This is a genomic window from Comamonas granuli NBRC 101663 (assembly GCF_000739995.1).
Lineage (GTDB): Bacteria > Pseudomonadota > Gammaproteobacteria > Burkholderiales > Burkholderiaceae_C > Simplicispira > Simplicispira granuli.
Genome location: NZ_BBJX01000013.1, coordinates 90,299 through 109,410 on the forward strand (window position 1 = coordinate 90,299; position 19,112 = coordinate 109,410).

The window sequence follows — 19,112 nt, forward strand, 5'->3', positions numbered from 1 at the left end:
GCATCAATGGTCGGTGCGCTGGCCGTTGCTGAAGATCGCTTTCACGCGACCATCATTCCAGTACAGGATGCCATTGAGTCGTTGATCATTGGCCCATTCGCCAACGTAGTAGTCATCGGTTTTGGGGTACCAATATGTGCCTTGGCCAGTTTTTTTGTTGTCAACGAATTCACCTTGGTATCGACTGCCATTAGGCCACCAGTAGGATCCTTTCGTTCTGTCGCCGTTGCGGTACTCGCCTTCATACCGATCGCCGTTGGCCCACCAAAATTTCCCCACACCTTCAGGGATGCCGCGTCGATATCCACCTTCGTACCGGTTCCCGTTGAACCACCACGATGTCCCCGTGCCTTCCCGCTTGCCGAACATCATCGGCCCGTCGTATTGATAGAGCACGCGGTCATTGGTGCCTAGATGTTGGAGGGTGCCGGTGCCCGTGGCGTAATCATCTTGGCACTCCCCCGTCCAGCGAATGTCCAGCGTGCCCTCGGTCATGGATTGATAGAGAAGACAACTGTCCTTGGCGCGCGCCCATATCAACTCCCTCTCTCGTGCATTGCGAATTTTTGCCAGCCGCTCAGCCTCGTCCGACTGGGCTTTTTGCGCTATGGCGCGGGTGCGCTCCTCTATCGCGCGTGCGCGTAGTTGGGGGGCGGCTTGGGCTACCGCCTGCGCCACATCCCTAAGTGCACCCTTAGAGTTCTTGCGCAGATAGGCGAGTGCAGCGTCTTCAGCCTGATCAGAGTCCGGCGCCATGGTCGCAAGCTGCGCATGTTCGGCGGGAGTGAAAACCGCCAGGGGCTCGTACTCGGCCAGGATGCGTGTATAAGCGCCTGGTTCGGATGTGCCAAAGTGGGTAAGTTCAGTCAGCGCCTCCCGCCTGAGCGCAGTACGCGCTGCCTGCAGGTGCTTGGGTTGGGTACTGCCCTGGATGACCATCTTGTAGATGTGCGCTGCCGCAAATGGGTTGCCATCCTTGTAGTGCGCCTGGGCCTGCAGCAGCAGTGGTGCTGCATCCTTGATGGCGAGCGGGGGTAGTACGGGTGGGGAGATCACGCGGTTGACACGCCGTTGCAGCACAGCTCGCTCGGCCTGGGCGCGCTGCTGGGCTTGTGCACGCTGTTGTTCTGCGCGTTGCTGTGCCTCGGCACGTTCCTGCTGGGCGCGGCGTGCGGCTTCCTCACGCTGGCGCTGGGCCTGCTCTCGCTGATAGCACGCGTCGTATTGCGTCGAGCAGCGCTGGGCGCAAGCTTGGGCCTGCTGCAGTTGGCGCTGGCCTTGCTGGTAGGCGGCGTTGTTGCTGCTCAGCGCGCCAGCCATGCCGACAATGAAGCCTGAAGTCAGATAGCTGTCGCAACTGGAGTTGCAGCTTTCCATGGCGTCGCTGCAGTTGGCCAGGGCAGGCTGTGCGGCCAGCAGCGCCGCGTACAGTGCCAGGGCGATGTCGCGAAGGAGCGTGGTGGTACGGTGCATCGCGCGCTCAATCCTGTTCGTAGATTTGAGGGGAGAGCGTGCTGTTTTCCAGCTTGCTGGCCGCATGCTCTTGCACGTTGACAAAGGAAGAAGCTAATCCAATGCTGACCCAGCGACGGTTGCGGCAGGTGTAGTAATACTTGCCGTAGGCCACATAAGAGCCGTCTGCATAGGCGTTCAGGCCCCCGCCGTCAGGGCGTACCAAAGGCTTTGTGAAATAGACACAGGGCTCGCCCGTATGGTCGTTTTGTGGGTTTTTGGGAATGAAGGGCGTGCCGGTAGCGGCCAACTTGCGAAAGAGCTGATTGCCGTCGGGGTCGTCCTCGGTGTTGTACAGGCTGGGGTCTATGCCGCTTCCGCCGCCAGCAGGCTGGGCGGTATTCCGTGACCCCGCTCCCGTCCCTGAGGGCGATGTGCCGATAGGTGGGGATGCCTTGGGTTGCGAGCCCGCTTTTGCGATGCACGCTTCAACGGCAGCTTTCACGCCCTTGGCGACTATTTTTGTTGCATCGCAGTCATATCTGTTGACATATTGAGAGCAATCGGCCGGTAGCTGTCTTAATGCTTCGTTCATCCTCGCAAGAAGTGCTTGTGCGGAACCTGCCGCCCGAATATCCCCAGCAAGGTCATAGGGACTACCCGCGATCATCACGTTGGCAGGACAGTCTTCGGCTGTGACCTGCGCCATAGCGGCTGGGGTCAGAGTGAGCATGAGGCAAGCGAAATATTCACCTTTCACAACGACTGTCTCCTTTTCGCACAGAAAAACGCCTGTGTTCGCGTACTTCTATCGAAGCGCACACAGCGATTGAATCCAAGCGCTTTTTTTACGTCAATACCGCAAGTGCGGTATGGCCCGAAATTGGGGATAGTAGTATTTTGGAGAAGCGAACAACCAGCGTTTGCTGGCAAGCGCCGGGGGATAAATATGACACCTTATCGCCGCACCACTTCGGTGCCGGCGAGCATGCGCAGCAGAATGCGGTTGACGTTCTCCGGCTCCAGCTCGTGGTCCTCGCAGAGCTGGCGGATGGCGCCCACGTCGTCGGTCTCCAGGGCGCGTGCGAGCTGCAGGCTGGGGGCGTAGGCGCCGGTGCCCAGCACGCAGGCGTTGAACACGCGCTCGGACAGCGGGATGCGCTGCAGGATGGTGCCCAGGGGCTCGCCCAGCAGCTCGTCGAGCTGCGAGAACAGCCCGCACAGGTACACCTCGCGGCGCAGTTCGTGCTGCGCACCGGGCTCGATCAGGTGCTCGGTCAGGCGGGCGCGCAGCACCATGGATTCGCGCACCGGGCGCAGGTCGGGTTCGGTGCTGGCGTGCGGCAACTGGTCGGACAGCCACCGGCGGATGGAGCCGTAGCCCATCATGACCAGGCCGCGGCGCAGCGAGTCTATGCCCGTGCGCAGGCCCAGCGCGGCCGAGTTGGTATAGACCATGAAGCGGTAGGCCAGCAGCGGGTCTTCGCCCAGGATGTCCTCGAACACGTCCAGCGACTGCTCCGCGTCGATGGCCTTGAGCAGCTTGAGGATGGTGGCGTGCGCCGGCTGCATGGGCTGGTGGCGCAGGCTGTAGAGCACGTCTTCCTGCGGCCAGCCGGCCAGGGCGAGCGCGTGGTGCGTGTCCAGGCAATGCGCCATGAGCGCGCGGCTGGCAATGCCCTCGTACATCTGGCCGTCGATCACCGGGCTGGCGCCGCGCCCGGGCGGGTGCGGCTGGCCGGGGCGTGGCGGGGGCGCGGCCTGCAGTGCGGCCATGGCGTCCTCGGCCTGCAGCGCCAGCAGGCTGTTGTCGAAACAGCGTGCCACCTCGGCCTCGGGCAGGCGCGCCAGCGGGCCGCGCCACACGAGGCGCAGCCCGCGCTGGTGGGCGGCCTGCACCTGGGCGAACAGCGCGGAGTCGTCCAGCCAGGCGCCGGGCACCACGATCCAGGGGGTACCGCGCGGCGCGTGCTGCAGCAGGTCGCTGAGCAATTGGCGCGACAGCGGCGAGATCAGCAGCGGCGGCGAACTGGCCGACCACATCTCCTGCAGCGTGCGCAGCAGGTGCGGGGCGTCGACGGGCACGGCCGTGGAATCGCGCACGTACAACTGCACGCCCACCAGCGAGCGTGCCGGCCCCCACAGCGGGCGGTAGCCCAGGACCAGACTGCCGAGTACGGATTGCACCATCAGGAAATGAAGTTGAAGAGCGAGAGTTTCTGCGTCATGGAGTAGGACTTGAGCGCCGCCTCGTAGCCGACCTGCTGGTTCTGGAAGTCCGACACCCCCTTGATCATATCGAGGTCCTCGGCGCGCGAGCGGTCGTCCTCGAGCTGCACGCCGCGGGTGTCGAGCTCGCCTTCGATGCGGTCGGCGCGGTTGAGCAGGTCGCCTGCCAGGCCGCGCGAGGTCTGCAGCCGGTTCATGGCGGCGTCGATCTCGGCCAGCCCGCGGGTGATGCCGTGCGTCAGGCTGCCGTAGTCGGTGCTGCCGTCGGGCTTGCCGGCGTTGCGGATCGTGCTGATGGTGTCTTCCAGCACCTGGAAGACGTTGGAGTTCTGGCTCGGCCCGAGGTCGAAGCGGTCGTTGTCGGCCGGCACGCCGGAGACCTTGAGCGAGAGGCCGTCGAAGGCGATGGTCGTGGGCGGCGTGTAGGGCTGGCCCGCGAGCACGGTGGAGACGGCGTCGTTGTCGATCACGTCGTAGGTCGTTACGCCGCCCACCACGGAGAACTGGATGCTGTAGTGGTGGCCCGTGAGGGCCGAGGGGTCGGTCACCTGGCCCACGTCGGTCCAGGCCTTGCCGGTGTTGCCCGCGCCCAGGGAGACATCGAACACGCCGTTGCCCGTGGGCACGCTCATCCAGGCGGCGTCGCCGTCGAGCACCTTGGCGATTTCGATATTGCCGCTGGCATGCTGGCCTGGCAGGCCGGAGAAGTTGAAGGCCGCGGGCACGCCGCCAAAGGGCGCCTGCGCGCTGCCCAGTCCCTGGAACAGCGGCAGACCATTGGCGTCCTTGCGGTTGGCGTAACCCATGATCTGCTCGCGCAGGCTCAGGAGCTGCTGCAGGATGGCGTCGCGTTCGGTCTGCGTGTGCGTGCCGTTGCCGGCGCTCACCGCCAGCTCGCGAAAGGCCTGCATGGCCTCGCCCGCCTCGCCCAGCGTGGATTCGGCCAGGGCCATGGTGTTGCGCTGCATGCCCAGGGCGCGCAGGTCGGCCTCGTTGCGCTGCAGGCGCGTGAGCGCGCGCTCGGCCTGCGCGGCGGCCACGGGGTCGTCGCTGGCGCGCACCACGCGCTTGCCCGAGGTGAGGTTCTCCTGCAGGTTGGACAAGGCCGTCTGGCGCTGGCTGATGTTGCGCAGCGCGCTGTCGTACTGGGCGGCCGTGCTCAGCCGGTACAGAGAGTTGCTCATGGCAGGCTCCTTTCAGGGCGGTCAGCGCGCCAGCCCTGCAATCAGGGTGTCGAAGATATTCTGTGCGATCTGGATCATCTTGGCCGAGGCCTGGTAGGCCTGCTGGTACTGGATCAGGCGGGCCGCCTCCTCGTCGAGGTTGACGCCGGAGACCGCCGTGCGGTCGCGCTCCAGGTTGGCGGCGATGGCAGAGGACAGCTCGGCCGCAAATTGGGCGCTCTGCGTGCGCGTGCCCACCTGGGCGATGGCGCTGGCAAAGCCGTCGGACAGCGTGGCACCGTCGAACATGGGCACGTCGCGCAGGTCCATGAGCGAGCGGGCGTTGCCCGCGTCGCGCTTGTACCAGTCGCCATAGGCCGGATTGAGCGAGTCGTCCAGGGTGATCGTGTCGCCGACGCGCGGCGTGCCCGTCACGGTCAGCGACCAGCCCGTGGGCGGGGTGGCGTTGTCGTAGGTGATGGGCTGGCCCGGGGTGTAGGTGAACGTTCCGCCGATGTCCGAGCGGGTGTAGGTGCTGGGGCTGTCGAACGTGATGGTCACGGGCACGGTGGTGCCGGGCGGGTTGCTCAGCGCCTTGAGGTTGACCAACTGCACATTGCCCTGGTTGGTGGCGCCCATGGCTGCGTTGACCGGGTTGGCGGCGGCCAGGTCCACCGGCGAATACTGCAAGGCCTTGAACTCGGCTGCGGCCCCCTGCAGGGCGGTGATCATGTAGCGATCGCCTGGATTGGGCGGTCCGGAGAGCGCCACGCCCAGGCCCTGCGCGGCAAACACGGCGTCCACGGTGACGGGTGGCGCGCCGGAGCCGTCGAAGGCGAAGATCTTGCCGTCCGACAAGCGCGTGATGGAGCCCGCGTCGGGGGCGGTGAAGTCGATGGTGTAGCTCGACGCCTGCAGCAGTGTCGGGTCCACCACCGTCAGGTCCAGGTCGGCGGATGAGCTGTTCGTGCTGCTGGGAATGGCCTTGCCCAGGGCGATGGGGGCGAACAGGTTGTCGCCCACCTGGCCATCCAGCGTCAGCCCCAGGCGGTTTTGCTGGTTCATGGACTCGCTGATGGCCACCGCCATGCGGCCCAGCAGGTTGCGGCCCTCGGCCAGGTCGCTGTTCTGAAAGCGCAGCAGGCCCGCGATGTCGCCGCCGCCGAGCATGCTTTCGTTGAGCTCGACCTTGACGCTGGAGCCCGGTGCCAGGAAGCTGAGCACCTTGCGCCCGCTGCCCGCGCCGAAGTCGGCGGGGTCGTCGATGGACAGCGAGGCGGCCTTGTTGCCCAGCACCAGCGGCTGGCTGCCGGCCACGAAGACGCTGACCGAGCCGTCGTCGGCCGCCACCTGCGAGGTCTGGATATGCTGGTTGAGCTCGCGGATCAGCTGGTCGCGCCGGTCGAGCAGGTCGTTGGCGGGCTGGCCGTTGCCCTTGGCGCGGGCGATTTGCTCATTGACCTCGGCAATGTTCTTCGCCAGGTTGTTGACGGCGAATATGCTGCCCTTGAACTGCTCGCCCACGGTGTAGCCGATCTCGTCCAGGCGCTGCGAGGCGTCGCGCATGCGCGATGCCAGCTCGTCCATGCGCGTGAGCGCCACGTTGCGTGCCGTCAGGTCCATGGGGCTGCTGACCACGTCGGACAGCGCGTTCATCATCTGGTTGACCGAGGCGCCGATGCCGCTCTCGCCGCCGCTGAACACGTCCTGCAACTGGCGCAGGCGCTCCAGCCGGGCGGTGTCGCCCGCGTCCATGGCTGCCGCAGCCGTGGCCTGGCGCGTGAGCAGTTCGCTGTGGTTGCGCAGCACCGTCGCCACCTCGACGCCCTTGCCGATGTAGCCGCCGCCCGTGAACTGGCCCTGCACGGTCTGCAGCACCACGCTCTGGCGCGAGTAGCCCGCGGTGCTGACGTTGGCGATGTTGTGGCCCGTGGTCTGCAGGGCCATCTGGTTGGCCAGCAGGGCGCGGGCTCCGACGTTGAGCAGGCTCATGGCAAATCCTCCGTATTCAGGCCATGGCGCGCAGTGCGCTCTGGATGGCGCCGCTGAGCTTGCGTGCGTACTGCGGGTCGGTGGCGTAGCCGGCCTTCTGCAGGGCCGTGGCGTAGGCCTGGGCCGAGCCGGTCTGGCTGCGTGCCTGCCCGTAGCGCGGGTTGTCGTTGATCAGGCGGGCGTAGTCGCGGAACGAGTTCTCGTAGGAGTCGTAGGCGCGGAACTTGGCCACCACCTTGCGCGGCACGCCATCGACGTACTCGGTGGTCGTCACCTCGGCCACCTTGCCCGTCCAGCCCTTGCCCGCCTTGATGCCGAACAGGTTGAACGAGTCGCTGCCGTCGGCATTCTTGATAGTGCTCTTGCCCCAGCCGGTCTCGTGCCCGGCCTGGCCCAGCATGAAGGCGGCGGGGATGCCGCTGTCCTGGGCCACGCGCTCGGCCGTGCTGCTCAGGTGCTGCACAAAATCGTCGCGCCCCGCCGGTGCGGGCGTGGCGGCGCCAACGGGCGCGGCACCCGTGGCCTTGCGCACCCCGGCGGCCCCCAGGCTCAGCGTGGACGGGGCAGATGCGCCCGGCGCCGCCGGGGCCACGCCCATGGCCTGCGCGAGCTGGCGCGCAATGGCGTCGGACAGGCCGCCGTTCTGGCCCGACAACTGCACCGAGAGCTGCTGGTCCAGCAGATCGGTGCCCAGGTCGCCCTGGGCGCCGTCGAGCAGGCCGGACTTGAGCGTGGCCTCGCGCATGCTCTTGATCATCTCGCGCATGAACAGCGATTCGAACTGCTTGGCCGCCTCGCGTGCGGCGGCGGGGTCGTTCTGGCTGGCGTCGAGCTTGAGGCGGTCGAGCGAGCGCGCATCGGCCGCCAGACCGGTCATGCTGCTGGTGTGGCTGGTGCTGCTGGCGAGGGGCAGGGAGAGGGCCATGGCTCAAGCCTCCGGAGTGCGGCGCGTGAGCGGCCGGTTCTGCGTTGCCTTCATATGACCTCCAGCTCCGCGTTCAGCGCCCCGGCGGCCTTGATGGCCTGCAGGATGGCCAGCAGGTCCTGCGGCGTGGCGCCCAGGGCGTTGAGGGCGCGCACCACGTCGGGCAGTTGTGCCGAGGCCGGCACCTGGATGATGTTGCCCGGCTCCTGGTTGATCTGGATGTCGCTCTTTTGCGTCACCACCGTCTGCCCCTGCGACAGGGGCGCGGGCTGGCTGATGACGGGCGTGCTGCTGATGACGATGGACAGGTTGCCGTGCGCAATGGCGCAGGGCCCGAGCGTGACCGCCTGGTTGAGCACCACCGAGCCCGTGCGCGCGTTGATGACCACCTTGGCTGCGGGCACCATGGCCTCGATGGGCAGCTCTTCCAACTCGGCGATGAAGTTCACGCGCGCGTTGGGCTCCATGGGGGCGCGCACCTGCACGGTGCGGCCGTCCAGGGCCAGGGCGCGGCCCTCGCCCATGCGGGCGTTAATAGCCTGTGCCACGCGCCGCGCGGTCTGGAAGTCCGAGGCGTTGAGCCCCAGCGTCACGCTGTCGCCCTCGTGCAGCGGCGTGGGCACGGCGCGCTCGACCTGCGCGCCCTGCGGGATGCGCCCGGCGCTCAGGTGGTTGATCTGCACCTTGCTGCCGCCGGCCGCCGCGCCGGCGCCGCCCACGACCAGGCTGCCTTGCGCCAGGGCGTAGATCTCGCCGTCGGCGCCGCGCAGCGGCGTGGCGATCAGCATGCCGCCCTTGAGCGACTTGGCGTTGCCCATGGAGGAGACGTTCACATCGACGAACTGCCCCGGCTGGGCGAACGCCGGGAGCTGTGCCGTGACGATCACGGCGGCCACGTTCTTGAGCTGCAACTGCCCCGCCAGGTTGGGCGGCAGGCTCACGCCCATGTTCTGCAGGTAGTTCTGCATGGACTGCGTGGTATAGGGCATTTGCGTGGTCTGGTCGCCCGTGCCGTCCAGGCCCACCACCAGGCCGTAGCCCGTGAGCTGGTTGCTGCGCACGCCTTGCACGGCCGCCACTTCCTTGATGCGCAGCGCCTGGGCGGGGGGCGCAGCGCACAGCACCAGCAGGGCCGCCAGCGGCCCCAGCAGGCGGCGCAAGGTGATCCAGAGGGAGAAAGACGGAGCTTGCATGCTGCCCATTGTGGGCGCGGGGGCGGATTTCTAAAACCCGAAAAACGCCTGCTTTGCGGGCCATTTGCCGCGGCTGCGGGCGGTGCGCGGCGCACCGCCGCCAGGCAGGCCGGCGCGCCGTACGCAGGGTGGCGGCGGCGCGTGGAATTTGGGGTCAAAATGGCTTCCAGCGCTTATCTGAAAAGCGCTGGAAGCTATGAAATTAATAGTGATCCGGGCCTCAGAACGGCGTGACCGAATTGAAGAAGCGCCCCATCCAGCCCATGGCCTGGGCCTCGTTCTGCGCGCCGCGCCCGCGCGACTCCACGCGCACATTGGCCACCTGGGTCGAGGCGATGACGCTGCCGGGCTGCAGCATGCGCGGGTCCACGGTACCGGAGAAGCGCAGCACGTCCACGTTCTGGTTCACGCCGATCTGCTTCTCCCCGGCCACGACCAGGTGGCCGTTGGGCAGTACGTCGATGACGGAGGCGGTGATCGAGCCCTCGAACTTGTTCGCGCTTTCCGTGCCGCCCTTGCCGGCAAAGGTATTGGCCGACTTGGCGCCCAGGGTGGTCTTGTCGGTAAAGGCCTTGCCCACGAAGGGCAGGGCGGTGATGCCCGCCGAGGTTTCCGAGTTGCGGTCCACGGTGGACGAGGACTTCTGGCTGGCTGTGATGTTCTCGATGATCTGGATGGTCACCAGGTCGCCCACCAGGCGGGCGCGCCGGTCCTCGAACATCGGGCGGTAGCTGGCCTGGCTGTACAGGCTGCCCGTGGCGGCGGCCGGCGCGCGCTGCGTGGTGCTGAGGGCGGGCGGCGTGGTGGGCAGCACGTCCACCGGCGGTGCGGGCGAGAGGCTGGCGCAGCCCGCCAGGGCGGCGGCGGCCAGCAGCAGGGCGGCGCGGACGGGGGAGTGCAGTGCGCGGGAGCGGGGCATGGCGGCAATCCTTGCAGGCAAAGGGCGGTGCGGTTCAGAGCTGGCTCAGCTTGGCCAGCATCTGGTCGGAGGTCTGGATGGCCTTGGAATTCATCTCGTAGGCGCGCTGGGTCTGGATCATGTTGACCAGTTCCTCCACCACGTTGATGTTGGACGACTCCAGGAAGCCCTGCTTGATGAACCCCAGGCCGTTGGTGCCCGGCGTGCCCTGTTGCGGCTGGCCCGAGGCGGCGGACTCCTTGAACAGGTTCTGTCCGATGGGCTCCAGGCCTGCCGGGTTGATGAAGCTCGACATGGCCAGGCTGCCGAGCTGCTGCGGCTGGGAGTTGCCCGAGATGAGGGCCGAGACGATGCCGTCGGCACTGATGCTGACGCTGGTCACCCCCTGCGGGATGGTGATGCCATTGGCCACCGGCAGACCGCTGGAGGTCACCAGGCGGCCTTGCGCGTCCACCTGGAAGGAGCCGTCGCGCGTGTAGCCCAGGGTGCCGTCGGGCATGGTGACCTCGAAGAAGCCGTTGCCGTTGATGGCCACGTCCAGGTTGTTCTTGGTTTCCTGCAGCGAGCCCTGGGTGAAGTTGCGGCTCGTGGCCACGGTGCGCACGCCCAGGCCCAGGTGCAGGCCCGTGGGCAGCTGGTTCTGCTCGGTGGTGTTGGCGCCGACCTGGCGCAGGTTCTGGTAGATCAGGTCTTCGAACACCGCGTTGTTGCGCTTGAAGCCGGTGGTCGAGACGTTGGCCAGGTTGTGCGAGATCACGTCCAGCTGTGTCTGCTGGGCGGTCATGCCGGTCTTGGCGATCCAGAGTGAATTCATCATGGCGTGACTCCTTGGGACTTAGGCGTTCATGCCCAGCAGGCGGCTGGCGGTCTTGTCATTGGTTTCGGCGGTCTGCAGCAGGCGCATCTGCTGCTCGAACTGGCGCGAGGCGGCGATCATGCCGACCATGCATTCCACGGCGTTCACGTTCGAGCCCTCCAGCGCGCCGGCCAGCATGCGCGCGTTGCCGTCCTGCGGCAGGGGGTCGCCCGAGGTGGTGCGGAACAAGCCATCGTCGCTGCGCTTGAGCGGATCCTCGGGCGTGGGCGTGGCCAGCTTCAGGCGGCCCAGGGCCTGCGGGTTCTGGCCCGCGATGCGCGCGGTGATGGTGCCGTCCGCACCCAGGGAGACCTCGGCCCCGGGCGGGACGTCGATGGGCGCGCCGCCGTCCGAGAGCACGGGCAGCCCCGTGGGTGTGAGCAACTGGCCCGTGGCCGAGACCTCGAAATGGCCGGAACGCGTATAGGCCTCGGTGCCGTCGCGGCCCTGCACGGCAAACCAGGCATTGCCCACGGCCATGGCGTCCAGGTTGCGTCCCGTACGCTGCACGGGGCCAGGGGTGTCGCGGTGGCCCGAGGTGGCCTCGAGCGCAAAGACGCGCGTGCCCGCACCGTCGCCCTGCAACGGAACGGAGCGGAACGTGGACATCTCTGCGCGAAAGCCGTTGGTCGATACGTTGGCCAGGTTGTTGGACAGCACGGCCTGCCGGTGCGCGGCTGCGTTGGCCCCGGTCATGGTGGTGTAGATGATGCGGTCCATGGCGTGCCCCGTGGTTCAGTGGAGGTGTGTGCGCTCAGCGCAGGTTCACCAGCGTGGACATGATCTGGTCCTGCGTCTTGATGGTCTGCGCGTTGGCCTGGTAGGCGCGCTGCGCGGTCATCATGTTGACCAGCTCGGCCGTGAGGTCCACGTTGGAGTCTTCGAGTGCGCCCGAACGCAGCATGCCGAAATTACCGTCCCCCGGCTTGCCCAGCACGGCGGGCCCGGAGTCGAAGGATTCGACCCAGTTGTTCCCGCCCACCGAGAGCAGGCCCTGCGGGTTGCGGAAGTTGGCCAGCGCCACCTGGGCTTCGGCGCGGGTCACGCCGTTGGAGTAGCTGGCGAGCACCATGCCGTCCTTGGAGATGTTGATGCTCGTGAGATCGCCCGAGGCATAGCCGTTCTGCGTGAGATCGGCCACGGCGAACTTGCTGCCGAACTGCGTGCACTGGGACAGGTCAAGACGCACGTTCCATGGGGCTGCAGGCGGGTTGGGTGGGTTGTTCGGGTTGGGTGAAACAATATATGGCGCCGACATGTCCAGGTCGATGGGCGCGTTTGCGGGGTCATACACGCCGTTGCCATCAAAGAGCACAGAGCCTACAGGGCTGCCAGTGGGTTGAATGGTTTCGTCCAGTGTGGTGTACACATCCCAGTTGTTGGAGCCGTTCTTGACAAAGTAGAGGTTGACCGGAATTGCGACCCCTTGCGTGTCATAGACATTGATCGAGGTGCCGTAGGTGGAGCGAGGCGTGTTCGGAGTCACAGATGCAGCGTCAACCACACGCGCATCCAGGTTCAGCGTGGCGTTGATGTTGTCGGTCTGCTTGGCCTGGATGGGCGCGCCGGTGGGGAAGTTCAGCGGTGTGGCTTCGGAGGTGCTCAGGCCGGTGGCCGGGTCCACCTTGAACCCCATGACCTTGGCACTGGCATTGGTCACGAGATCCCCGTCCTTGTTGAGCTTGAAATTGCCCGCGCGGGTGTAAGCGGGCGAGCCATCGGCCTGCATGACCTTGAAGAAGCCATTGCCGTTGATGGCCACGTCCAGGCTGTTGCCCGTCACGGTGATGTTGCCCTGCGAAAACTGCTGCGACACGGCGGCCACTTCCACGCCGATGCCGTAGTTGGTGCCGCCCGCGCCCATGGACGCGGCCACCATTTCGGCGAACTCCGCGCGCGAGGCCTTGAAGCCCGTGGTACCGACGTTGGCGATGTTGTGGCCGATCACGTCCAGGTTCTTGCTGGAGGCGTTGAGGCCCGAGAGGCCGTGCTGGAATGCCATGGTGGTGCTCCTGGTGGATAGTCCGGAAAATTACAAAATCGCCTTGATGCCGTCCTGCGTGGCCATGCCCCCGCGCCCGAGCTGGAACTGGAGCTTGCCGCCGTCCATGCTCACGGCGCTCACTTTGTCGATGGCCAGCGGCGTGGCGTCCACCACGGCCTGGGCGTTGTTGGCCACGACCTTGAAGCGCACGTTGGCGTCGCCCTGGTACTGTGCTGCGTCCCAGGCAAAGTTGTAGCGGCCCGCGGGCAGGGAGCCCATCTCGATGGCGCCCACCTGCTTGCCCGTGGGGTCGAGCACCTGCACCGTCACGCTGGCGGCCGAGCCCGCGAGGTCGAAGGCGCCGCTGGCCTTCTGCGTGGCCTCGTCCACGGTCATGGTGTTGCCCTCCACGAGCACCTGGCGGCCCACCATGCTGCCTGCCTGCATCAGTTGCTGCGCCGAGAACTGGGTCATCAGGCCCTTGACGGTCTCGTTGAGCTGCTGGATGCCCGTCACGGTGTTGATCTGCGCGATCTGCGAGGTCATCTGCGCGTTGTCCAGCGGGTTCATCGGGTCCTGGTTGTTGAGCTGCGCGACGAGCAGCTTGAGGAAGCGGTCCTGGGCGGCGTTGGCATCGGCAGCGCTGTCGGTCTTCTTCGACGTGCTGGTCGCGCCGGCATCGATGGCGCTGGTGTCTATGGGGGTCATGAACATGGCGGTTCCTCGCGGCTCACTGGCCGATCTGCAGGGTCTTGAGCAACAGCGACTTGGCCGTGTTCATGACCTCGATGTTGTTCTGGTACGAACGCGAGGCCGAGATCATGTTGACCATCTCCTCCACGGCATTCACGTTGGAGTGCGTCACATAGCCCTCCTGGTCGGCCGCCGGGTGGCTGGGGTCGAACACGCGGCGGCCCGGGGTCTCGCTTTCCTTGATGGCCGCGACGCGCACGCCCGCGGCCTGGTCCGGCCCCATGGGCTGGGCCTGGAACACCACCTGGCGCGCCTTGTAGGCCTTGCCATCGGGGCCGGCCACGGCATCCACGTTGGCCAGGTTGCTGGCCACCGCATTCAGGCGCTGGGACTGCGCGCTCACCGCGCTGCCCGAGACGTTGAAGATGGAGAACATTGACATGGGGAACCTCTCTGGCTGCCAGCATCACTGGCCCTGGATGGCGCTGAGCATGGTCTTGGCCTGGCCGTTGAAAAAGCGCAGCGTGGCCTCGTAGCGCACGGCGTTGTCCATGAAGTTGGCGCGCTCGCGGTCCATGTCCACCGTATTGCGGTCCAGGGACGGCTGCGTCTGCACCGTGTAGCCCGCCTTGCTGTTCTGGCTGCTGCCGGGCAGTTGCGTGCTGAGCGCGAAATGCCGCGCCTGCGCGGCCTGCGCCGTGCCGCCTGGCGAGGCGAGTGCCTGGGGCGCCGTGCCGGTCGCCTCGCGCAGCGCCTGGCTGAAATGCATGTCCCGGCCCACATAGCCCGGGGTATCGGCGTTGGCAATGTTGCTCGCAAGCATGCGCTGGCGCTCGGCACGCAGCACCAGGGCCGTGCCTTGAAAGCCGATTTGGTTCGTCATCTTGTCAAGCATGGGGGACCTCGCACCACAGACAGCCTGGAATGCCGGATGGGGCCCGCAGGGCATTCCGGCTTGGGCTGATTATGGAAACGCAGGGGCTTTTCTAAAGCAGGAAGAAAGCGCCGATGCAGGTGCAATTCGGGCCATTGCGCACGGGTCGGGCGTCTACAGTGGATCGGGGCCGGGCCTGCGCCCGCCTTCTTTGCATAGACCACCGGGAGAATTGCCATGAACCGCTACCGCCACCCCTGGGCCGCCCGCCGCTGGCTGGCGCGGCTGCTGCCTGTGCTGGCCCTGGGCATGGGCGCGACGGCGACCCGTGCGCAAGCCGACTGGAGCCAGGTGGTGCAGCGCTGGGCCGACGCCGCCGTGCACAGCAGCGGCCTGGCGGAAAAATCTCCCCTGCGCCTGCAGGTGGATGTGGGCGCTCTCGACCCTTCCCTGCGCCTGGCGCCCTGCGCGCGTGCAGAGCCCTACCTGCCGGCGGGTGCCCGGCTCTGGGGGCGCAGCCGCTTGGGGCTGCGCTGCGTGGACGGGCCCACGCGCTGGAATGTGTTCATCCCGGTCACGGTGCAGGCCTTCGGTCCTGCCTGGGTGCTGGCAGGCAATGTGCCCGCAGGCGCCGTCCTGACGGCCGCCGACGCCGTGGAGTCCGAGGTCGATTGGGCCGCTGCCCCGGCGCCGGTGCTCGCCGACCCTGCGCTGTGGGTGGGGCAGGTGGCTGCGCGCCCCCTGCAGGCCGGCCAGGCCTTGCGCCAGTCCATGGTCAAGGCACCGCAGCTTTTTTCCATGGGGGCGCAGGTGCGTGTGTCGGCCCAGGGCCCGGGCTTTGCCATCAGTACGGCGGGCCAGGCGTTGTCAGCCGGGTCGGCGGGACAGAATGTGCGCGTCAGAATGACTAATGGAAAGATAATAGAGGGTATTGTTCTTGAAGATGGAACAATAAGCGCGCTTTTGTAGGTGATTTTCTGCAATCACCGCTAAAGTCTGTGTCCTGACGGTCGAAAACACGGCTACCAAGCCTTGGATTGCAGAGGCCGAAGGAGCACGCGATGAAAATTGGACACAACCCGGAAGCACCCAGCGCCCTGGCGCCGGGTGCAGCAGCCCGGCCTCAGGCCAAGGCTGCGCCTGCCCTGGGTGCAGGCAATGCCGCGGGCGGTGCTGCAGCGGCTGCTTCGGTCGGGGTGCCGGTCACGCTCTCCAGCGTCGCGCGCGGGCAGGGCCCGGCTTCCGGGCGCTTGCAAGGCGACTTCGACGCAGGCAAGGTCAAGGCCGTGCGCACGGCCATCGAAAGCGGCACGTTCAAAGTGGACGCCGAGGCCGTTGCCGACAAAATGCTGGCCAACAGCCAGGAATTTCTGGCGCGCGGGCGCGCCTGAGCTTGCGGGCGGGGCACCCGCAGCGCAGTATCCATCCCATGGAACTTGAACAGTCGCTCCACCTGGTAGAGCAGGAGCTGGCAAACATATCGGCCGCCATGCTGGCGGCCGATCCATTGGTGCTTGAGCGCAGCGCGGCGCAGTTGCGCGCGGCGCTGGGCGCCTTTGCCGTGGCTGCACAAGGCCTGCAAGGGCAGCCCTGGCCTGCCGCCTTGCAGCCGCGGCTGCAGGCGGTGAGCCAGCAACTGGCCTTGCAGCGCGAGCAGCTGGCGCGGCTGGGCGCGCTGGTGGAGCGGCAGGTGGCCTCGCTGCTGCCGCCCGCCGAGCATGCTCCGGCGACCTACGGCAAGAGCCCTGGGGCCACAGCTGCGCGCATCTACCGCTCGGTTTCCTGAGTTTGCTCAGTGCGTGCGCATCTTGGCGCGCAAACGGGCAATCGACTGGCTGTGCAACTGGCACACGCGCGATTCCGTCACACCCAGCACTGCCGCGATTTCCTTGAGGTTCATGTCGTGCTCGTAGTACATGCCCATGATGTACTGCTCGCGCTCGGGCAGTGACTGGATGGCAGTGACCAGCGAGGAGCGCAGCCGCTGGTTGCGCAGCAGGGCCATGGGGTCGGCCTCGCTGTCGGGCGCTTCATGCCGTTCGAGGAAGCCTTCGTCGTCATCGCCGCTGCGCCCCATGTCCTCCAGGTACACGAGCTGGGTGCCGCGCACCTTGGTCAGCAGGCTCTGGTAATCGGCCAGGCTCATGTCCATCTCCGCGGCGATTTCCGATTCCAGCGGGCTGCGCCCGAGCTTTTGTTCCAGTCGCTGCACGGCTTTCTCGATGTCCTTCTGGCTCTTGCGTGCACCGCGGCTCATCCAGTCGTTGTCGCGCAGTTCGTCGAGCATGGCACCGCGGATGCGCTGCGTGGCAAAGGTCTCGAACTGCGCGCCCTGGGCCGCCTCGTAGCGCGTCAGCGCTTCGTTCAGGCCGATCATCCCCACCTGGATCAGGTCATCGAGTTCCACATTGGCCGGCAGCTTGGCGATCATGTGGTGCGCAAGGCGGCGCACCAGCGGAGCGTACTGCTGGAGCAAGGCGTTGCGATCGAGCTGGCCTTTGGCGGTGTAAGTCACTTCAACCACTTCGATTCAATGGCTCTGGGCAAAATGCGCGGGCGTGCCTTGGGGGTAGGTCAATGGTAGCGCACACTGGTCCGTGGGGGCCGTCAGGGTGCAGGCATTCTCCAGCCACTGCAGCGCCAGGCGCTGCAGCTCCTGAGGGCGGTCGGCGCGGATGAGCGTGGTGCGCGGCTGTTGGCCCAGGTGCCGTGCTGCGCAGCGGCGCAGCGACTCCAGCGACTCCTGTGCCAGGCGCTGTGCCTGGGCAGGATAGGAGCGGCCCAGGCACGCCACCAGGCCGGTGAGCCCGGCGTGCAGTGCCAGCAGCTTGAGCTGGCGATAGCTGTCGATCACCCCGGCCTGGCCAGGCTGCATGAGCACCAGCGGCGTCGCCATGCTGCCTTCCAGCAGGGGCGAGGCCAGCACGCCGAGCGGTGCGTACAGCACCACCAGGGCGTAGTGGCGCAGCCAGGGGTGCAGGCACTGCAGGGCCTGCGCCGGGAGCGTGCTGTGGCGGGCCAGGGTTTGCAGCCCTTTCTGCGCGGGCAGCACGGCCAGGGTGCCGGCGCCCGTTCTGCCGCCGGGGCGCAGGCCGTCGGCCCAGGCGGGCTGTGCCAGCAAATCCTGCAGGCCCGGGCTTTGCGTGGTCTCGCTGGCCGTGCCATCGAGTACCACCACCGGGTAGCCCAGGTGCTGCAGGTGCAGGCAGAGCTGCCACAGCGTTTCCAGCCCGCCGTTGGCATCGGGCGTGCTGACCATGGCCAGCAGCCGCAGGTCTTCACGGGGTGCGTGGCTCTGGAGTCCCAGGCCCTGGTGCAGTCCGAAGTCAAGCATCGACCAGCCCCTTGTCATGGACCGGCTCGCTGGCCGGTGCGAAGAAGAAATTCAACTCCGTGGCCTTGGGGTCGAAGGCCGAGCGCACGGGGGCGCGCATGGAGGTGGCGATGAGCTGGTGCGCATCCGCGGCGGCCCAATCCTCGGGCACGCGCTGGCCATTGGTCACGCCGCGCAGCATGATCTGGTGGCGGATCAGCGCGTCGATGGCCGGGCCCAGTTTGACGGCTTCGTCGACCTTGGACAGGATGGCCTGCTGCGCCCCCGCACCGCCGGTCGTCTTGAAGGCGGTGAGCGTGTCGTCCAGCGTATCGCCATGGCTGCTGGCATTGAGCACCAGCAGGCGCTGCACCTGCGGCAGGTCGAGCACATCAAGCATGTCGCGCTTGCGCGGGTCGCGCGGGGCGATGCCGGTGGTGTCGATGAGTACCATCTTCTTGCCGCTGAGCAGGCCCAGCAGGTCCTGCAGTGCGGCGCGGTCGTGCGCCAGGTGGGCAACGACGCCCAGCATGCGCCCGAAGCTGCGCAATTGGTCGTGCGCGCCCACGCGGTAGGTGTCCAGCGTGATCAGGCCCACGCTGCCCGGGCCGTGGATGCGTGCGCACAGCGCGGCCAGCTTGGCCGTGGTGGTGGTCTTGCCCACGCCGGTGGAGCCCACGAGCGCGAACACGCCGCCCTGCTCGTACAGCGGCACCTGGCCGGCGTCGGTGTGCAGGTTGTGCTCCAGCACTTCCATGAGCCAACGCACCGATTCGCCAGCGTCCATGCCTTCGGGCATGCGTTCGAGCACGGCGCGCGCCAGCGTGGGCGAGTAGCCCGCGCGGATGAGCTTGAGCATCAGGCTGGACTGGATGGGGTCCTGCCGCGCCTGGCCCAGCCAGGAGAGTGCGTTGAATCGGTCCTCGATCAAGTCCTTCATGGCATGCAGTTCCTGCATCAGACCTTGGGTGTCCATGCTGGGGGCGGCCAGGGACACCGGGGTCGGTGCGCTGTCGCGGCGTACGGGGCGCACAGGCAGTTCATGCTGCACCTGGCGCAGCGGGTTGTGCCGCTGCACAGGGGCGGGAGCCGGGCGTTCGGCCTCGGCGGCCATGTCCCGCTCCAGGGGGGGCTGCGCGGTCTGCACCGAGGCCACGCCTTGCAGCGCTTCATGGCGGCGGCGCAGCATGCGCTCGCGCACGTAGTCCTGGAAGGACAGGGTGCTCATGGCCAGTTGTTCCGTATCTTCCTGGATGGGGCTGCGCGGCGCCGAGAGGGCGGCACGCTCCTGCAGCGATTTGCGTGCGGGGGGCTGGGCCGTCGAGACCTGCGGGCGGCGCTCCTGCGGGGCGTCGGTGCCGCTGTCGAGTGCGCCCAGGGTTTCCTCCGTGGTGGCGACCACTTCCACGCCATTGGCGGTGGGGCGGTTGGACAGGATCAGCGTGCCTTCGCCAAAGGCCATGCGGGCCTTGGCAAGCGCCTCGCGGGAGGTGGCCGCGTGGAAGCGTTTGATGTTCAT

Annotated in this window: 20 protein-coding genes; 3 read left to right on the plus strand and 17 right to left on the minus strand. The window is 67.0% G+C overall.

The features are described from left to right. Nucleotides 1-3: 3 nt before the first annotated feature. From CGR01S_RS16515 to flgB, 14 genes are all read right to left on the minus strand, one after another. Nucleotides 4-1,473 carry an MORN repeat-containing protein gene (locus CGR01S_RS16515; protein ID WP_042428073.1) on the minus strand — a complete coding sequence of 490 codons (1,470 nt, stop codon included), beginning with the start codon at nt 1,471-1,473 and terminating at the stop codon, nt 4-6. Between the two features lie 7 nt (nt 1,474-1,480). Next, the gene (locus CGR01S_RS16755; protein ID WP_156967575.1) at nt 1,481-2,185 is read right to left on the minus strand and encodes a hypothetical protein; all 705 of its coding nucleotides are present in this window, start codon (nt 2,183-2,185) and stop codon (nt 1,481-1,483) included. 224 nt (nt 2,186-2,409) lie between these two features. Beyond that, complete coding sequence (locus CGR01S_RS13345) at nt 2,410-3,642, minus strand: HDOD domain-containing protein (protein WP_042428076.1); 1,233 nt, start codon at nt 3,640-3,642, stop codon at nt 2,410-2,412. Continuing rightward, nucleotides 3,642-4,865, minus strand: a complete 1,224-nt coding sequence (flgL, locus tag CGR01S_RS13350) for a flagellar hook-associated protein FlgL (protein ID WP_042428079.1) — start codon at nt 4,863-4,865, stop codon at nt 3,642-3,644. Before flgL ends, CGR01S_RS13345 begins: the two co-directional genes overlap by 1 nt. A gap of 21 nt (nt 4,866-4,886) precedes the next feature. Continuing rightward, nucleotides 4,887-6,836, minus strand: coding sequence for a flagellar hook-associated protein FlgK (gene flgK, locus CGR01S_RS13355; RefSeq protein ID WP_042428082.1), 1,950 nt, complete (start codon nt 6,834-6,836; stop codon nt 4,887-4,889). 16 nt (nt 6,837-6,852) lie between these two features. Next, the gene (gene flgJ / locus CGR01S_RS13360) at nt 6,853-7,761 is read right to left on the minus strand and encodes a flagellar assembly peptidoglycan hydrolase FlgJ (RefSeq protein WP_042428086.1); all 909 of its coding nucleotides are present in this window, start codon (nt 7,759-7,761) and stop codon (nt 6,853-6,855) included. A gap of 50 nt (nt 7,762-7,811) precedes the next feature. After that, nucleotides 7,812-8,963 (minus strand): flagellar basal body P-ring protein FlgI, encoded by a 1,152-nt coding sequence (locus tag CGR01S_RS13365; RefSeq protein WP_042428088.1) that lies wholly within the window; start codon nt 8,961-8,963, stop codon nt 7,812-7,814. A gap of 211 nt (nt 8,964-9,174) precedes the next feature. Beyond that, nucleotides 9,175-9,873, minus strand: a complete 699-nt coding sequence (locus CGR01S_RS13370; RefSeq protein WP_042428091.1) for a flagellar basal body L-ring protein FlgH — start codon at nt 9,871-9,873, stop codon at nt 9,175-9,177. Nucleotides 9,874-9,907: 34 nt separating this feature from the next. Then, the gene (gene flgG, locus CGR01S_RS13375) at nt 9,908-10,690 is read right to left on the minus strand and encodes a flagellar basal-body rod protein FlgG (RefSeq protein ID WP_042428095.1); all 783 of its coding nucleotides are present in this window, start codon (nt 10,688-10,690) and stop codon (nt 9,908-9,910) included. An 18-nt stretch (nt 10,691-10,708) separates the two neighbouring features. Further along, nucleotides 10,709-11,449: a flagellar basal-body rod protein FlgF gene (gene flgF, locus CGR01S_RS13380; protein ID WP_042428098.1), complete on the minus strand. Its 741-nt coding sequence runs from the start codon at nt 11,447-11,449 to the stop codon at nt 10,709-10,711. A gap of 34 nt (nt 11,450-11,483) precedes the next feature. Continuing rightward, entirely contained in the window at nt 11,484-12,731 is a 1,248-nt protein-coding gene (gene flgE / locus CGR01S_RS13385; protein WP_042428101.1) for a flagellar hook protein FlgE, read from the minus strand. Nucleotides 12,732-12,761: 30 nt separating this feature from the next. Then, on the minus strand, nt 12,762-13,427 hold the full coding sequence (locus CGR01S_RS13390) for a flagellar hook assembly protein FlgD (protein WP_042428104.1): 666 nt from the start codon (nt 13,425-13,427) through the stop codon (nt 12,762-12,764). A gap of 16 nt (nt 13,428-13,443) precedes the next feature. Next, complete coding sequence (gene flgC / locus CGR01S_RS13395; protein ID WP_042428106.1) at nt 13,444-13,848, minus strand: flagellar basal body rod protein FlgC; 405 nt, start codon at nt 13,846-13,848, stop codon at nt 13,444-13,446. A 24-nt stretch (nt 13,849-13,872) separates the two neighbouring features. Continuing rightward, the gene (gene flgB, locus CGR01S_RS13400; protein ID WP_042428109.1) at nt 13,873-14,301 is read right to left on the minus strand and encodes a flagellar basal body rod protein FlgB; all 429 of its coding nucleotides are present in this window, start codon (nt 14,299-14,301) and stop codon (nt 13,873-13,875) included. A 216-nt stretch (nt 14,302-14,517) separates the two neighbouring features. On the opposite strand from flgB, the gene flgA reads away from it, so the two are divergent. The 3 genes from flgA (at nt 14,518) to CGR01S_RS13415 (ending at nt 16,066) form a co-directional block, all read left to right on the plus strand. Further along, on the plus strand, nt 14,518-15,249 hold the full coding sequence (flgA, locus tag CGR01S_RS13405; protein ID WP_042428112.1) for a flagellar basal body P-ring formation chaperone FlgA: 732 nt from the start codon (nt 14,518-14,520) through the stop codon (nt 15,247-15,249). A 92-nt stretch (nt 15,250-15,341) separates the two neighbouring features. Continuing rightward, complete coding sequence (flgM, locus tag CGR01S_RS13410; protein WP_042428115.1) at nt 15,342-15,671, plus strand: flagellar biosynthesis anti-sigma factor FlgM; 330 nt, start codon at nt 15,342-15,344, stop codon at nt 15,669-15,671. 38 nt (nt 15,672-15,709) lie between these two features. Further along, nucleotides 15,710-16,066, plus strand: a complete 357-nt coding sequence (locus CGR01S_RS13415; RefSeq protein WP_042428118.1) for a hypothetical protein — start codon at nt 15,710-15,712, stop codon at nt 16,064-16,066. A 6-nt stretch (nt 16,067-16,072) separates the two neighbouring features. On the opposite strand, the gene CGR01S_RS13420 is transcribed toward CGR01S_RS13415, so the two are convergent. Genes CGR01S_RS13420 through flhF form a run of 3 tightly spaced genes read right to left on the minus strand, consistent with a single transcriptional unit; the run spans nt 16,073 to nt 19,112 of the window. Next, nucleotides 16,073-16,795 (minus strand): RNA polymerase sigma factor FliA, encoded by a 723-nt coding sequence (locus tag CGR01S_RS13420; RefSeq protein ID WP_042428121.1) that lies wholly within the window; start codon nt 16,793-16,795, stop codon nt 16,073-16,075. Nucleotides 16,796-16,810: 15 nt separating this feature from the next. Next, nucleotides 16,811-17,614 (minus strand): hypothetical protein, encoded by an 804-nt coding sequence (locus tag CGR01S_RS13425; RefSeq protein WP_042428124.1) that lies wholly within the window; start codon nt 17,612-17,614, stop codon nt 16,811-16,813. After that, a complete protein-coding gene (gene flhF, locus CGR01S_RS13430; protein ID WP_042428127.1) occupies nt 17,607-19,112 on the minus strand; it encodes a flagellar biosynthesis GTPase FlhF in 1,506 nt (501 codons plus the stop codon). Before flhF ends, CGR01S_RS13425 begins: the two co-directional genes overlap by 8 nt.